Raw genomic sequence first — 15,799 nt, 5'->3', positions numbered from 1 at the left:
TAAGTTAAATTAAGAAGTATTGCAAAATAGTAAACAATTTTTGGGAATATCACCCAAGCTAATTAAAAGGTTTACGCCGAATAGATATTTTAATAGAATAATCTCATCAAAAGATTCGCAGAAACATAAATGGACTGGATTACACTACTGCGATCGCTACAGTCTGATTTTATTAAAAGGTTAACATCTGGTTGTTTGCTTCATTGTGAAACAGAAGGTCAATATAGTGAATTAACTATAATCTCTGGAGAGAGATTAAAGGCACTACGGGAATTTTGCTGGCTGATGGCTGAGAAATATAAGCGTGTTTCGCCAGTGCGTGACGTTTTTCTTAGCTATCTCAAAGGGAAGTTGGGTGAGGAAGTTGTCAAAGAACGTTTAGCTGATTTTATTACCGAAGTTGATTATGAAAAGCGATTCGGCGGTGATGGCAATATAGATTTTACCTTGACTTCTGACCCATCTATTGGTATTGAGGTTAAATCTCGTCACGGGAGTATTGATAGAGTTAGATGGTCAATTAGTTCTGAAGAGGTTGAAAAAAATGCAGTTGTAGTTTGCATTTTGATTCAAGAAGATGTGAATGAAGCACAATCTGAGTATCACCTTTTCTTGGCTGGCTTTCTCCCAACCCAGATGATTAAGTTGAAGACTGGTAAAATTTCATTTGGGATAGAACAATTACTGTATTGCGGTGGTTTATGGTGCTATCTAGAACAATTACAATCTTCTATAAATAATTCTTATAAGCAACAACCACCAATTTATAAATATCTCCCGAAGCCGGAAATTCCATCTAATCCAACTAATAATCAGTTGCTCAAATCTTCCTTTCAACCTGAATTAGAGAACTATTTACAATATCGGGATGAAGATTTAAATATACGTTATGTAAAATTGGGTGATGAATGTTTTGAGAGAGGAGAATATCCGAATGCGATCGCCAACTATAATCAAGCCTTACAAGTTCAATCTAACGATGTTGATTTATATTATAAACGAGGTTTCGCTCACTATCAAGTAGGCGATTATGAAGCAGCGATCGCAGATTATTCTCAGGCAATTCAGATAAATCTTTATGATGCTAAATCTTACAATAAACGAGGTTTAGCTTTGTCTCAACTGGGGCGATTAGAAGAAGCAATTCATGATTATACTCAGGCTATCATAATTAATCCTAATGTTGCCGTAGCTTATAAAAACCGGGCTGAAGCTCGTTCTCATGTAGGAGATAACCAAGGAGCAATTGAGGATTACACTCAGGCTATTAAAATTAACCCCCATTATGCTGATGCTTATAAAAACCGTGGAATTGCTCGTTATTTATTCGGCTCTCAACCGGGATTTCCCCAAGCGATCAAGATTAATCCTAAAGATGCCATAGCTTATAAAAAACGTGGTAATGCGCGTTCAGATTTAGGAGATTTTGAAGGAGCAATTGAAGATTATACTCAGGCAATACAGATTAATCCTAATTATATCGATGCTTATTACAACCGTGGTAATGCTCGTTCTGACTTAGGATATTTTCAGGGAGCAATTGAAGATTATACTCAAGCAATACAGATTAATTCAAATTATGCAGATGCTTATTACAATCGTGGCAATATCCGTTTAGAAATAGCAGATAAACAGGGAGCAATTGAAGATTTTCAAAAAGCGGCAGACATCTATCGTCAAGAAGGTAAACTAGAAGCACTCAAAGATACACGAGAAAGAATATTAGATTTAGAAATAGAAGAATCATTAGATATTTTAAAGTTCTAAAAAATCGATGAATTTAGATAATTAGAAATTTTTAGCTAGGCTGCATATCCCCGACTTATTTGAGAAGTCGGGGATTTAACTTTTCAGTTAAATTCAGAAATATTGGGTTGAGCGCCTATTTACTTAGCTCACAAAATCGCTCCACTTTCTTTCAAATAAACCCGTGTAAATGGTTCATCTTCAGCCAAAGTATAATCTTCAATTAACCCTTTGCGACGCACAGAAATGTCGTTACCTTTTCTAATCACCACAGTAGAACCATCGAAGACATCCCGCACTAGTATCATCTCTGTTTCGGTGGGATTATCCAAAACTACGATATTACTACTCCGGTAAAACATGCCCTCTTCATTTAGGATGTCTTCCGCATATTCGGCAATCAGCAAATCAAGTTTTGGATGACGCAGCAAAGTTTGGACGTTGTTGTTGTAATTTTTGCTTAATACTTTTTTCGAGCGATTCACAAAAACTGCATCACGACAAACAGCGCCTATTGTCCAGTCGGGATGTTGCAAAAGGATATGGTCAATCGTTGCTTGCAGTTCTTCAACGGAGATTTTATTAAAGGTAATAATCGGTATCCTGGCATCTGTACCCGACTCAAAAAAGGTTTCTAAGATATGGGAAGGCACATCAACACTTTCACCAACAGAAGGTTTAAGATGCATTAAAACGCCTGGTGCAGCGTTGATTTCCAGAATGGCAAAGTTACTGGACTTCCAAGATTCTGAGAGACTTTTGGTAATGACATCAATACCAAGGCAAGTCAGCTGGAAGTGTTGGGCAATATCTTGCGCCAAGATAATATTGTCAGCATGAAGTGTCTGGGTTGCATCGATGCTTATACCTCCGGCTGAAAGATTGGCAACTTTACGCAGGTAAACAGTGCGTCCCTTCTCAATCACGCTGTCTAATGATAAGCGCTGTTCGTCTAAGTAGAGTTCCATCGCTTCATCAATCTGAATTTTACTCATGGGCGAGGTTGGCGTATCTAAACGTGCAGGTTTGCGGTTCTCTTGGCGGATTAACTCTGCAAGTGTTAAGTAGCCATCACCAATAACCGATGCTGGACGGCGTTCTGTGGCGGCGACGAATCGACCATTGACACACAATAAGCGAAAATCTGATCCGGAAATACTTTTCTCAACAATTATCCGAGTTAGCTGGTCTTCGGGAATCGCTGCCAGTGCCCTATTATAAGCAGATACCAGTTCTTTTGAGTCTTGCACATCAGCCGTAACACCAATTCCTTTGTGACCAACCACTGGCTTAACTGCCACTGGGTAACCAATTTGTCTGGCTGCGGCCAAGGCTTCCTTTTCAGAAAAGACGATATTGCCCTCAGGGACTGGGAAACCCAAGGTTTTTAAAAATGCCTTGCAGTCATCTTTGCGGGTGGTAAACTCCGAATCTAGATGACTATCACAGTTAAATGTTGTTGCTACCCCCCGGACATGTTTTTTTCCCAAGCCGTATTGCATCAATCCTTCTTCCCACAAATAAAAGGCGGGAATACCTTTTTCGTAGGCTGTTCGCAATAGGGCGTAAACCGTGGGGCCACCATAGGCAGATGCGCGGAATCTATTTTGCAGCCTCACTAGCTGCTCATCAAAGGTAAAGTCCTCGTCTTGAGTAATGGCTTCAAACCAATCCCAAACAAAATAAGCTACTTCTCTAGTTGTGCGTTCATGTAGTGATTGGACGCTAATCCGCACCAAATCTGGATATGGCTTAACACTCCAATGGTTAAGGTGCAAATCCATGTCCAGCTTTCCGACTTCGGACACAACTTGGGCAAATAGATGAGCATAAGATTCGTAGCTTTGGCTGCCCAGGTGTGGATAGCGATCGCCAATGCTTGCAATATAATCTTCAATGGGCAAAGGCTCTCTAGACTCAATTAGAGCAAAGTCAAATACTAGCGCCCCTGTATCTAAATAGGGGTTGGCCCCAATATAATGCTTGAAGTTGAATATATCGAATACATCCGTTCTTCTAGCATTTATGCGGACTAAATCACTGCTTTTTTGTAGAACCATTGATTACGAACCTTTGGCTAAACACCCTGAAATTTAGATGCTGAGTTATGGTTACTCAGACTTATTGATTGTAGATTGATTCAGATTAATTTTGAAGAGTGATGGCAAAGCCATTAATCTAATCAGAACCTACCTTAACTCTATTCGTAAGTATTTTCAACTATCTCAAGGCATAATTAAACCCCCCTTCTTTAGCAAAGAATAAAGCACAGTCTATTCATCCTCATGAATAGTCAAAAATATAACCTTTGAAAGGTGTAACATCCACCCAAGTATTTGTATAATTAAATGTACGGTATTTAAAAGACAGCTAAAGTTATGAATAGCACACAAGCTGCTCTAAGAGATGAAATTCGAGAACTTGCTGAGGAAGCTTTTCACCAAAAGCTGATATCTGGACATGGTGATGGGGCAGACATGAATGAGTATCAAATTGTCTACCAAGGCAAACCCAGGCATCTCCCACTAGAACAAGCACGTTTTTTCTTAACAAACTTGCTTTACAGAAGTCGGATTCATTAGGACTTACCATCAGATATTTAATTGCAGCCAGCCAGAGTTAATACCCAATTACTCACGATCGCACGATAAATCTCCAATCGATAATTAGCAATATAGCCAACTGCCTCTAGAAAATACCTCTAGAGGCAGTTGGCGTTGTGGATTTTATTTAGTAAGGGAAAATTAATTTTGATGAGAGTTATTTTTTAGGTAATTTTCCGGAAAAATCTTTTGGTCTAATTGCGATGTCTAACGACAAGCCGCTTTGCGTCTACGCAAATATTAATCCTACTTCTATCAGCTAATCTACCAAAGGGATGTTTGTATAATTTCAATTGTCATGGTTTAGTGAGATTTATGAACTAAAATCAGGGGGCATCATGGTGCAGAGTAATATCAAACGGCAGTTGGTAATTATTGGGGGAGCTGAAGACAAGGATGGAGATTCCATAATTCTGCGGGACTTTGTGCGACGCTCTGGGGGTATCAAGGCGCACATTGTAATTATCACGGCGGCGACAGAATTACCAAAAGAAGTGGGAGAAAATTATATTCAAGTTTTCGAGCGGCTGGGAGCCGAAAATGTTCGCATTCTTGATACAGAAACGCGCGAAGATGCATCTTCATCTACTGCATTAGAAGCAATTAATAAAGCAACTGGGGTATTTTTTACTGGCGGAAACCAGGCTCGCATTACCAGCATCCTCAAGGATACCGAAATTGATGCGGCGATTCACAAACGGTTCTCTGAAGGTGTAGTTATCGCAGGCACAAGCGCGGGTGCTGCCGTGATGCCAGACGTAATGATTGTGGAAGGCGACTCAGAAACACATCCAAGGATTGAAACTGTCGAAATGGGCCCTGGTCTAGGCTTTTTACCAGGGGTGGTAATTGACCAGCATTTTTCCCAGCGCGGACGCTTGGGACGCTTAATTTCAGCTTTGATACTACAGCCTGCTGTTTTGGGATTTGGTATTGACGAGAATACCGCTATGGTAGTGACAGATAACCAAATTGAAGTGATTGGCCAAGGCGCTGTCACTATTGTTGATGAATCAGAAGCTACATACAACAATATGGGCGAAATTTTGAAGGATGAATCTTTGGCGATTTGCGGAGCAAAGCTTCATATTTTGCCACATGGCTTCAAATTTGACCTGAAAACCCGCCAGCCCATCCTAAATAATGGCTCTGTTGCAAATCTCTCTGTACCTGTTGGTGCAACCACCACTTAACTTTGAGCAGGTGCGTTTAAATTGAGCCAATAATTAATACTTGTAGATTATTAAATATCCTCCCAAGTACTCTCAGAAATAGGGGACATAGCCCCGGATTTTCAGGAGAAAAGGGGGGATTAATTATTAATATTCCTTATCTTGAGTTCAGCAACTCCTACAACTAAGTAAGTAGGCAAGAATTAATCGAACTATATTACACAAAGTCAAATTACCTAAACTTGCTTGTAGCAAGGGCTTCAGTCCTTACAAATTAAGTAAATTTCAAGTGGTATCAACTTCTATGACAATCTACTTTTATAGCACTCGTGAAGAATATGGCTGTTTCTCCAACTTTTCGCCCCACGGCTTTGAATTAGATGGATTGTATTGGCCAACTAGCGAACACTACTTTCAAGCGCAAAAGTTTGTGGGTACACCTCATGTAGAAAATATCCGCCTAATTAAAACACCTAAAGATGCGGCAAGAATGGGGCGTGAGAGAACCCGTCCCTTACGTCAAGATTGGGAACAAGTTAAAGACGACATTATGGGGCAAGCTGTGCTATGTAAATTTCAAACTCATACAGATATCAGGGATATCTTACTTTCCACAGGAAATGCAGAAATTGTTGAAAACTCGCCCATCGATTTTTACTGGGGTTGCGGAGCCGATGGTAGTGGTAAAAACATGCTAGGAAAAATTTTAATGGAGGTGCGAGAGATCCTGCACCATACATACAGTGCAGATGTTGATCATAGAACAGTTAAATAATATTGTTGCTATGAATGCTTGCCCCAGTATCGACTCCTATAATCAAATCCGGTTCTCCCCTTTTTAAGGGGAGCCAGCGCGGTCTTGGGGGTTTCCCCCATGAGCGACTGGCGTGGGTTAGGGGGGATCTATAAGTGCCTAAAGTCACAGCAAAACACTTTTCAAACAACCTCTAAAGACACATTCGCCGAAACTTTTGAAATGTAGATTATTGTTGAGTAGCTTAAAAGCAGCAATTCTTCACAGGATTGACACTCTGCGGTCTAAAAACGTATTGATATTTGAAAGTTACATATTGGCTAAGTAATAACTATAGTAATTACTCTTCATGAGTGGTAATCTGAAAGCCTCGATCAACGATTCAATAGCGAAGCGATCGCTTCATTGATAAACTCTCACTCCTGCTTAACTTACGCTGTGTTAAACCAGCCTGATGAAAGATACCTTCTGGTTTTGGGAACACTAGAGTTAGCACCAGACTTAACAGGAAGGAGTTGATGTCTAAAAGCAAATGGAATAACAGATCGAAAAATACAGTTCCCCTGCAACTACCCATAACATACTTAAAACCAGTGAAGCATAATACAATTACCCATGAATTTGACTCTGGTTCACAAGCAGAAAAACTACCTTCACAGGAAAGTGACGACCATTTATCGGAAGCGTCCAAGCTACTACGGCAAGGAATTCAACAGCAGCAAGCCGGTGAATTAATAGCGGCAATCAAGTCTTTGCAACAATCCTTGGGGCTGTTTCAGGCAGTTGGGGATTTGCAAAAGCAGGCACAGGTACTTTCTTTTTTAGGATTGGTAACTTACAGCGCTGGAGACTACAAAGGTGCTATCTCGTACTCCCAACAGTGTATCTCTTTGAGCGAAGACACCTCAGATTTGGTAGTGCATATGCAAGCACTTTCCCATTTAGGCAATGCATATCGTCACCTGAATAACCCTAAAAAGGCAATTGAGTTTCTAGAAAAATGTTTGAAAATAACGCAGCAACTGCAAGACAAACGGAGTAAAGTGGCAGCACTGAATAATTTGGGATTGGTGTATAAAGCTTTAGGCAACTTTACACAGGCAATTGAGTATCAGCAGCAAAGCCTAGAAATTGTGCGGGAACTCAAAGATAATTGGGGCGAGGAACAGGTACTCAAGAATTTGGGTAATGCTTGGTATGCTTTGAACAATTATCCAAAAGCGATCGCCTACTATGAGCAATGTGTATTAATAGCACGTTCCTTAAAAAATGTTCGCAGTGCTTCTCAGGTACTAAAGAATCTGGGTCATGCTTGTTATGCCTTATATGATTATCCCAAAGCGATTAAGTATTATGAAGAGCGGTTGCAATTAGCCAAAGAAATTCAAGATCAGCGTAGCGAGGAACAGTCTTTAGGTAATTTAGTAGTTGCTTGTGAAGCTTTGGGTGACTATAACAAAGCAATTACATATCATGAAGAACGTTTGCTGTTAGCTAGGAGTATCAAAGACCGACGCACTGAACAAGAAACTCTTGCTCGTCTGAAAGCTGCTTACGAAGCTTTGGGTGATTATGCCAAAGCTATGCAATACCAGCCAGGAACATCTGCAAATAGTTAAAAAGCAACAGAAGGAAACCATTCAAAATTCACTCATTCAAAATTTAAAATTACTCGCACAGGTTAATTCCCCCGATTATCTTTTAGTTGTTGGAGATATACGAGAACTTCTAATGTATCTACTTGGGGAAATTGGGCGTAAAAATTACTCACACTCCAGAAGGGTTCCGGTGTTTCCAAAACAATTGTGCGATCGCCCCACTGTTCTAACCAGGGTAGCGATTTTTGTGGCGCTACTGGAGTACATAGCCAAACTGCTGCTGGAGAAAGCGCTTTGAGGGCAGTTGCCGCTACCGCTATTGTCATACCTGTGGCAATACCATCATCAACTAAAATCAGCGTAGCATCCTCTGCATTGAACTGCGGACAAGCAGGAATTAATTGAGCCTCAAGAGACTTAGCTTGGTTGATCGCTTTATTTAAAGCCACTTCTCGCCACCGCGCATCATGTTTAGGGCGAACTAGCTTTTGATCAGTCCAAAGAACATTTCCAGAAGTAGTGACTGCACCAATTGCTAACTCTGGGTTTTGTGGATGGCTAATCTTTTTCGCCACAACAATTGTCAACGGACAATCCAAAAGACGTGCTATTGGTGCTGCTACTGGTACACCCCCTCTCGGCAAAGCATAAACAATTGGTACAGGCTTTACCCCAGAATCAATAGTTTGCTGAGTCAAAACATCATGAATCACTCGCGCCAATTCCTCACCCGCATGGGTGCGATCGGCAAAAAGTGGGGTATGTGACATGGTTTCCCCCAGCATCTTAGGACGGCACTGCCTCTATCATGACTGAATTTTGTCTCAAATTAACTGATACAATAAGATTTGTATAAATAATTAAGTATTCAGCAAAAGTCTATTTATTCTGAAAAATCTCTACCAGAACGGTATTTAACTCAGATAAGACAGCTGGTGCTGATGCCAAAATCCTAATTTTCATGAGCAGCGAAACCCAACTCAGTCTCTTCGACGACTCAACCTTTAACCAACAAGAACTGATTCCCACAGACGCGAAAATTCCGATCGCTCCGGGAACTTATCCCAGCATGACGGAGTTGACACAGCATTGCGATCGCTGCCACCGTTGTGCATTGGGCGACACTCGGACTCATGCTGTTGTCGGACGCGGTAATCTCAAAGCCCCAATTATGGTCATAGGGGAAGCGCCTGGTCAAAATGAAGACGAAACGGGTTTACCATTTGTAGGTAGATCGGGGCAGTTACTAGAGAAAATATTGGCATCTGTGCATTTGACTACTGAACAAGATGTATACATCGCCAATATCAATAAATGTCGTCCACCAGATAATAGAGTTCCTACTCCAACAGAAGTGGCGGCTTGTCTTCCCTATTTATTAGAACAAATTCGCCTAGTTGATCCCAAAATAATTTTGTTAACTGGTGCAACTGCTGTCAAAGGAATCACTGGCGATAAGCGGGGAATTACGAAAATTCGCGGACAGTGGCTAGAGTGGGAAGGGCGTTTATGTATGCCAATTTTTCATCCTTCCTACTTGCTGCGTAACCCTTCTAAGGAAAGAGGTGCGCCTAAATGGTTGATGTGGCAAGATATCCAGACAGTGCGTGCCAAGTTAGACGAAATCCAAAACAACAGCTAATTTGGTAAATTTGCTCAAAATGTTGACGATTTCAGAGATTATACTCTAGATAATCTTTGATTTCATTTGCTGCTAATAGGGTTCGTTTGCTACTTATAGGATAATACGGTTCAGTTGAGGATAAATTGTAGGTTGGGTTGTAGCTTGCTTAAGAGCAGGGGTACGAAGTGAAACCCAACAAGTCGCGAAGAATGTTGGGTTTCGTTCCTCAACCCAACCTACGCTCTTTAAGGTTTTTGACGCTAACTGAACCGTATAGACTCAAAACACTGTAGAAGCATACCTTAATCATAGAGAACAGTTAGCTGAATTTCTACAGCAACGTTTGTTCAGTGTTCAACCTAATTTGAGATCTCATTCGTTCTCGCTTATTGGCTCAACAACAATCTTAAGCTTATGTTGAGCTTGTTGCTCGATGAAAACTTTGTAAGTAATTTATACGAAGTATTGAATTATTTAGCAGTCTTAGCAGTCTTTTTGATACCTTGCCATCTTTCTCGCAGTCGCTGCAAGTTAGGAGTATGTCCACCATAACGCCAGCTTACATAGGCTTGGCTAATCTCATCTATGACCTCAGCAGTTGCTGGGGCGTGATGCTGGTATGATCCTCTGGCATACTCTAAAGGTGTTTGTGCTGGATGTTTGCCTAAACCTTTTTGGGTTGTCCATTGCAGCATTTGTTGATAAAGGCTCTCCATTGCTGGCAATTTTTTTAACCATCGACGATTGCGCCACTCTCGCCACTGACCCCAACCCAGCCAACCGAAGAAAGCTGCTGTAGTTGCCAAGATTAAGCCAGTCAATATGCCAAACCAACCTTGAGAGAATAAAGCTAAAAACCAAGCGATCGCTCTAATTACCCACCTAAATATTGTCCCAAATACATTATTCAATAAACCTGTCACCGGAGATGGCAGCCATCCAGCAACCCAGTGCCATAACTGGCGCAACACACTAAAAGTCTGAGTATCTTCTACTGATGGAGGTATGAGGGGATGATTGGGAATGGGGTCAAAGGCAAACCAGCCATATTTAGGAAAATATACTTCCGTCATCGCATAAGCGTCAGTATTACGGACAACATATAGCCCTGTAAATGGATTAAATTCTCCTGGACTAAACCCAGCCACTAACCGCGCTGGGATACCAATGGAACGCAGCATCACCGTGAGAACTGTTGAGAAGTGGTCTGGATAACCTCCCTTTTGCTTAAACAAAAAAGCTTCTACCAAGTCTTCTTTTTCATTTAAATAAGGCAATCCTAAAGGATTTTGGGGAACAGAGTAGTGTTGTTTAAGGTATTGAGCTAAGTAGAGAGCCTTTTCATAGGGTGAATCCAAACTTTTAAAAGACTTTGATACCCCTTCTTGATTGTAGTTAGCGAAAATTTCTTCGGTACGTTGTCGGACTTTTTCGGCAATTTCGGAAGGAATTTGCAGATAATACTTTTTAATATGTTGTGGATATTTAGTCGAAGCTTTACCTAACAAAGTCTGATCGCGGTATGGTACTGCTGAAATTACTGTGTAGGTAAGTCCTTGTGATAATTCCACAGGCGATCGCAATCCGTCTTCTGTATCAACAGCGATTATTGGTGTGGGAAAGTAAACTTCCTTGGGATAAGCCATCGCCGGAATTAGGTTAGGCAAATCCGCCACCACTGTATAAGTTTGTACCACCTCTTGGGTTTTAGTAGTAATCAGAGGTGGATTAAGAAAAATTTGGTAAGACCAAGGCGATCGCCTCATGGTCATAACATCATCATTGCGGGAAATCTCCCATCCCTTGCCTGTATAGTGGTCAAATCCTAATACTCGCCAAAAACCCTCAGCTTGCGATCGCACCCGCATTACAACCTTAGGTTTCATCTCGCCCCGCAGGTTTTGGTTAATTTGGCTATTAAAACCGTAATAAAAGTTATCATCTAGTTTACCTGGTTGACCAGTTTGATTTTGTCCCGTACCACTGCCTTGATTATTACCATTACCTTGGCGGACATAACCAGGATTGATGATACTACGTCCTGTGAAACTACCTTTTATTTGAATAGCAGAACTTACAGGAAAATTCCGTAACTGATAGCCAGGGAATCGGGGTAAAATAGCAAAAATTGCCAGCCCCAGACCGACAATTAACAGAAAATTCAGAATTAAAAATTTAAAATTAAGAGTTGAGGAATTCTTCTGATTGAATTTTTCATTCTTTATTTTTAATGGTTGCAAACCTAAGCGTGAGCGATAATCTAATACTAAAGTTGGTAGAGCGATCGCTAAAAATAACAGCAGTATCGGTGCAAATGCTAAAGTCTGACTTAGCGTTGCCGCCACACCCAATAAAATCAGTCCTATGACAATCGAATAGCCCAAATTTTTCCGGCGGGGTGTATCAAAGCTATGCAGCACCTGGAGTTGAATTAATAACTCTGCCAAACCCAAGCGCGTATCATTCAACTCCCCTACTAATCGCCCAAAGAAAGCACCCAGTGCTACTAACATTCCGATGGCAATGCAGAACTTAACTGCAACACTGGTATCGCGGCGACGATAGTAACTCCAAATCGCACCCACTACACTCAGGGGTAACGCCCAAAAACTGAATGAAGTCTCGGCGGCGATATCCGTCGCGACAATTCCCAAAATAACCAACGCTAGCACCAGCACCCGCAAGGAAATTGAATCTTCCACTTCTGTCAAACGCAACCCCTGCGGATTTCGTCGCCAGAAATTACCTACAGGGAGACGCCAAAACCGATTCATCCTGGATAAGTTAAACATTTCGAGTTTAAGGTGTAGATGCTACGGAAACAATGCTAAGGACGGAACTGGCCGCCCTACATTCAAGTATTCCCGTTGGGGGAAGTTTTCTTATCCTGTCTTTAAGCGTCTATAGGTGGAAAATAGATGGCTCTCTAAAATAGAGGCGTGGCGAAATCAGCACAACGCAGCGAATTAACTCGTTCCCCAGACTTTGCTACTACTTTCCCGTAGTCCGCGCCAGCAGCCTACCCTTCTCTACGAGAGGCTGCGCCAACGGGAACGCTGCGCGAACGTTTGTGTAGCCACGACTACTTGATTTTCCGTAGTCCGCCCAGGCGGACTTCGTTTATATAGCCACGACTTCCAATCGTTCGGGCTTTTAATCCAAAATTTAAAGGGGAACAAATCCCCAAGGCAACAGCTAAGGGAATGGTTATCTTAATATATCGGCGTTGATCGACGTAGTGTGCTAGCGGTGGTAATTTAGACTAAATCGTCGGACTAATCACAAACAACAACGACTGTTGGTCTATTTCTGGAAACTCAACTTCCAGAGTATAAGTTGGGTTAAGTTGTTCGCAGCCTAACTCTACACTTAAGTATCCGGAACTCGAAGATGTTGCCATTGCTAAAGTGCCACTTCCCCGAAGTGTCAAAGTTCCTTTAACAGGTAACTCAGCCTGAACAAGTAAATTCGTAAGTTTACCTAGAAACTGGTACTCTACTCTGATGTTCAAAGTACCGACACTGGTTAGCCATTGTCTTTCTACCACTGGACTGGTTGCTGAAAGTGGTAGAGTCAGATTTTCCAGTAGTTGTTTAGCTGCTAGCAACGACAAAGCCATCTGTTGACGTGGTTGTAAATCTGAGTAATCGCTCTGAATATTGGGCATTGTCTCCAGACTATTTACAGACCGATAGGTGCTTCTTAGCACCAATCCAGCTATGTCGTTTAGTGCTTGAGACTCGTTGGGAAAAAAGTTCTCCACCACCTGAACTAATTTTGCCCCCAGCGGCACTGAAGATGTAACCAACGCCTGACACTGTTCTAGCAATTGCCGGAAAACTCTCTCCGGCAAGGGACGCGGCAGGTTCAGCTTCGACTGTTGTACCATCCACCCCCAGGTAGGAACGAGTGTCATTGACGGCTCGTCAACAAAATCGGGATAGTCGATTAATTGTGTTTCCCAGGGAAACAACGGTGGGTGGTCTTGGACTTGGATTTGTAACCGACGCTTAAGGACGGCTTGGAAACGATCTTGCACAGTAGGAATTTCTCCCAATTGAAAGGTCTGGGGCGTTTCTCCCAATTTTGGCTGACTGCTTTTTGAAGCAGTGGCTTCCTTGAGGAGGTTTTTTGCCCCGTCATTTTCCTCACATACCGACAGTTGCTCGTGATTTTTGAGATTATCTGTCAATAACCAATCGAGACACTGGTGTTGTAAGGATTCTGAGTCACTATTCATGAGTAGATGCACCTGATCCGGACACTAATGAGTTACGAATTTCCCAAGCTTGTTCTAGAATCTTAAACCACCGTTTTTGAAGTTGTGCCATTGACAGCCCTAAAGTTTTTGCTATTTTTTCATCGGCTTGTCCTTGTTGCTTCAACTCTAGTAAAGACCGTTGTTTATTGTCCAACTGCGCTGTGTATACTTGCCATTGCTGGGGAGTTAAACCCAAATTGGTGTGCAAAGAAGCTTCCAGCCACTCGTGAACTAATTCCCAACGGTGTAACAAGGCAAACCGAATTAAATGATACTTAAAGCGCTGCTGCAAGTAATCTCTCTGACGAGGGGTTAAACCTAAAATCGACTCAATTTCCTGTGCTGATAGATCCTGGAGACGCAGGGAAAAGTAATCAGCGCAGTCAGATTGTTGCCGTTGTTCGAGATAATTCATTAATTCCGTAATCACAACGGAGCGCAAGGTGTCTTCTTCTGGTTCAGGTTCGGCTTGCGTTGCCATTGTGGAGCGCAATTGATGCACTGCTGGCTCTTCCCAAGAACCATCGGCTTCACTATTGCTGCCTTCTGCGGCTTGTTCTATATCTACGCTGGTTTCTGGGGGCTGTTGTTGGGAAAAAGTTTGCGCCCGCAGGATAATTAGCTGCTGCTGACGGCCTGGTAAGGGAATGCGTCGCTTGCCATAGCGCTCGGTAAATGCCATGTACTCTGCCAATTCCAGAAGCGTTTGAGGGCGATAAGTGGCACCGAGTTGATTTTCTCGCCGGAAAGCGTTTAATGCCTCTAGATAAAAACTCTGGAGGAAATCTTCAATTATAGTCAGCCGCCCTTGATAGCTCAATTGCCTCTGAGGCGGATTAATGTATCGATAAATAATTGCACTCAGAGTACTGTGTAATTCTACCCTGCCCCGATTTGAACCCAACTGATAGTACCTAAGACACTGTTGCAGCCGATGCCGAGCGAGGGTCATCGCCGAGCTTTCTACAGCGCCGGAAGCTTGGATACGTTTGCTCTCATTACAAATCCGGTAGACTTCGGTGGTAATTCGTGTTGCTACATCGTGGCAATTCTGTTCCGAAGCTTTGGTTGACTGCTGAAACTCCCTGGATAGGAGTTGAAAGATCACCTCCACGCCTATAGAATTTTCTCCCAGAATAGTTGCAGATTGAATAGTTGCGGTTGCGGCTGAATTCATAGTCTCGGTTTTCAAAAGACCCTAACTTACTTAAATACAACCTGTACGACTGTGGGTATTGGCTTTTTCCGTTTTACGTATAAGCTAAACGCAGACCAATACTACATTTAGGATGTGGCTGATTTTATTATTCCCAACTCTAATGGGATTGTTCACACTTTGATAGATGTTATTGCCATTACCCAGGAGCCGTATACAAGTCATTATGGATTTAGAAGCACAAATTCAATTGCTGATTGACAACGCACCCCGCGATGGTATGACACCACATCTTGTTGCAGCAATTGCTCCTGCCCTTAGAGCGATCGCTCAAAAATTACGTTACTCCCAGTACTATATTCTCCAAAATTCAGAAGAAAGCTGGGTTTTAACTACATTGAGCAATCGTACTAATCCAGGATTGGAAAAGCGTGTGATTTACGCTTTTCCTACCATACAGGATGTCTCTCTAATTTCCCCTGCTGGGCTTGACCCTCAAATGCTAGCTAAAATTATTCCTGTCACCCATATTTTGTTTCAATTGGTGGCATTGTCACCCGTAGATAGTATCGTTTTTTTGGAAACGCCGGGTAAGACCACTCATACCGTTGAAATTCGGCGAACTGAACTAGAAAAACTCATACAACAACAGTTGCGACAACAGCGATCGCCTAAACAGATACCCCCTGATATTGCATAGAAAAAATTTGGATGTGGGGTTTTTTAGATACAATCCCACATCCAAAATCTTAAATCTCAAATTCTTTTAAGAAAGTTTTCTAAATCAGAGAGAAAAAAACTTTTTCTTGCCTTTACACCATACGACTGGCTCAACTCTCGGTGAAACCTAAAATTTGTTAAAAAACAGTTATCAGTGAACATTTT

Annotated in this window: 12 protein-coding genes; 7 read left to right on the top strand and 5 right to left on the bottom strand. The window is 41.9% G+C overall.

All coding sequences use genetic code 11. From position 1 onward, the window contains the following. Window positions 1–129: 129 nt before the first annotated feature. Window positions 130–1,767, top strand: a complete 1,638-nt coding sequence (locus V7K85_RS05415) for a tetratricopeptide repeat protein (protein WP_334811630.1) — start codon at window positions 130–132, stop codon at window positions 1,765–1,767. 128 nt (window positions 1,768–1,895) lie between these two features. Here the strand turns inward: V7K85_RS05415 and V7K85_RS05410 are convergent, their stop codons facing one another. Continuing rightward, a complete protein-coding gene (locus V7K85_RS05410; protein ID WP_334811629.1) occupies window positions 1,896–3,806 on the bottom strand; it encodes an ATP-binding protein in 1,911 nt (636 codons plus the stop codon). A 318-nt stretch (window positions 3,807–4,124) separates the two neighbouring features. On the opposite strand from V7K85_RS05410, the gene V7K85_RS05405 reads away from it, so the two are divergent. From V7K85_RS05405 to V7K85_RS05390, 4 genes are all read left to right on the top strand, one after another. Beyond that, the gene (locus tag V7K85_RS05405; protein ID WP_069074004.1) at window positions 4,125–4,328 is read left to right on the top strand and encodes a hypothetical protein; all 204 of its coding nucleotides are present in this window, start codon (window positions 4,125–4,127) and stop codon (window positions 4,326–4,328) included. 359 nt (window positions 4,329–4,687) lie between these two features. Next, window positions 4,688–5,542: a cyanophycinase gene (locus V7K85_RS05400; RefSeq protein ID WP_334811628.1), complete on the top strand. Its 855-nt coding sequence runs from the start codon at window positions 4,688–4,690 to the stop codon at window positions 5,540–5,542. Window positions 5,543–5,825: 283 nt separating this feature from the next. Further along, entirely contained in the window at window positions 5,826–6,296 is a 471-nt protein-coding gene (locus V7K85_RS05395) for an NADAR family protein (RefSeq protein WP_334811627.1), read from the top strand. Window positions 6,297–6,793: 497 nt separating this feature from the next. Further along, on the top strand, window positions 6,794–7,894 hold the full coding sequence (locus V7K85_RS05390) for a tetratricopeptide repeat protein (RefSeq protein WP_334811626.1): 1,101 nt from the start codon (window positions 6,794–6,796) through the stop codon (window positions 7,892–7,894). 62 nt (window positions 7,895–7,956) lie between these two features. On the opposite strand, the gene V7K85_RS05385 is transcribed toward V7K85_RS05390, so the two are convergent. Next, on the bottom strand, window positions 7,957–8,643 hold the full coding sequence (locus V7K85_RS05385; RefSeq protein ID WP_334811625.1) for a phosphoribosyltransferase: 687 nt from the start codon (window positions 8,641–8,643) through the stop codon (window positions 7,957–7,959). Between the two features lie 191 nt (window positions 8,644–8,834). On the opposite strand from V7K85_RS05385, the gene V7K85_RS05380 reads away from it, so the two are divergent. Then, on the top strand, window positions 8,835–9,515 hold the full coding sequence (locus tag V7K85_RS05380; RefSeq protein WP_334811624.1) for a uracil-DNA glycosylase: 681 nt from the start codon (window positions 8,835–8,837) through the stop codon (window positions 9,513–9,515). Between the two features lie 452 nt (window positions 9,516–9,967). Here the strand turns inward: V7K85_RS05380 and V7K85_RS05375 are convergent, their stop codons facing one another. The 3 genes from V7K85_RS05375 to hetZ all read right to left on the bottom strand — a co-directional run bounded on the left by V7K85_RS05375 (window position 9,968) and on the right by hetZ (window position 14,935). After that, on the bottom strand, window positions 9,968–12,271 hold the full coding sequence (locus tag V7K85_RS05375) for a transglutaminase TgpA family protein (RefSeq protein WP_334811623.1): 2,304 nt from the start codon (window positions 12,269–12,271) through the stop codon (window positions 9,968–9,970). 488 nt (window positions 12,272–12,759) lie between these two features. Next, on the bottom strand, window positions 12,760–13,737 hold the full coding sequence (locus tag V7K85_RS05370) for a PatU (RefSeq protein ID WP_334811622.1): 978 nt from the start codon (window positions 13,735–13,737) through the stop codon (window positions 12,760–12,762). Then, entirely contained in the window at window positions 13,730–14,935 is a 1,206-nt protein-coding gene (gene hetZ, locus V7K85_RS05365; RefSeq protein ID WP_334811621.1) for a heterocyst differentiation protein HetZ, read from the bottom strand. The genes V7K85_RS05370 and hetZ overlap by 8 nt, the downstream gene beginning before the upstream one ends. 205 nt (window positions 14,936–15,140) lie before the next feature. Here hetZ and V7K85_RS05360 point away from each other — a divergent pair, with 205 nt between their 5' ends. Next, window positions 15,141–15,614 (top strand): hypothetical protein, encoded by a 474-nt coding sequence (locus tag V7K85_RS05360; RefSeq protein WP_334811620.1) that lies wholly within the window; start codon window positions 15,141–15,143, stop codon window positions 15,612–15,614. Window positions 15,615–15,799 lie beyond the last annotated feature (185 nt).

This window comes from Nostoc sp., assembly GCF_036917615.1.
In the GTDB taxonomy this organism is placed as follows: Bacteria; Cyanobacteriota; Cyanobacteriia; order Cyanobacteriales; family Nostocaceae; genus Nostoc.
Note: the sequence above shows the minus strand (reverse complement) of the source record. Positions and strands in the feature narration are given on the sequence as shown.

Coding starts and splice junctions, on each gene's coding strand:
- V7K85_RS05390 (WP_334811626.1), top strand. CDS start 6,794: ATGTCTAAAAGCAAATGGAATAACAGATCGAAAAATACAGTTCCCCTG.
- V7K85_RS05360 (WP_334811620.1), top strand. CDS start 15,141: ATGGATTTAGAAGCACAAATTCAATTGCTGATTGACAACGCACCCCGC.
- V7K85_RS05400 (WP_334811628.1), top strand. CDS start 4,688: ATGGTGCAGAGTAATATCAAACGGCAGTTGGTAATTATTGGGGGAGCT.
- V7K85_RS05375 (WP_334811623.1), bottom strand. CDS start 12,271: ATGAATCGGTTTTGGCGTCTCCCTGTAGGTAATTTCTGGCGACGAAAT.
- V7K85_RS05385 (WP_334811625.1), bottom strand. CDS start 8,643: ATGTCACATACCCCACTTTTTGCCGATCGCACCCATGCGGGTGAGGAA.
- V7K85_RS05415 (WP_334811630.1), top strand. CDS start 130: ATGGACTGGATTACACTACTGCGATCGCTACAGTCTGATTTTATTAAA.
- V7K85_RS05380 (WP_334811624.1), top strand. CDS start 8,835: ATGAGCAGCGAAACCCAACTCAGTCTCTTCGACGACTCAACCTTTAAC.
- V7K85_RS05405 (WP_069074004.1), top strand. CDS start 4,125: ATGAATAGCACACAAGCTGCTCTAAGAGATGAAATTCGAGAACTTGCT.
- hetZ (WP_334811621.1), bottom strand. CDS start 14,935: ATGAATTCAGCCGCAACCGCAACTATTCAATCTGCAACTATTCTGGGA.
- V7K85_RS05410 (WP_334811629.1), bottom strand. CDS start 3,806: ATGGTTCTACAAAAAAGCAGTGATTTAGTCCGCATAAATGCTAGAAGA.
- V7K85_RS05395 (WP_334811627.1), top strand. CDS start 5,826: ATGACAATCTACTTTTATAGCACTCGTGAAGAATATGGCTGTTTCTCC.
- V7K85_RS05370 (WP_334811622.1), bottom strand. CDS start 13,737: ATGAATAGTGACTCAGAATCCTTACAACACCAGTGTCTCGATTGGTTA.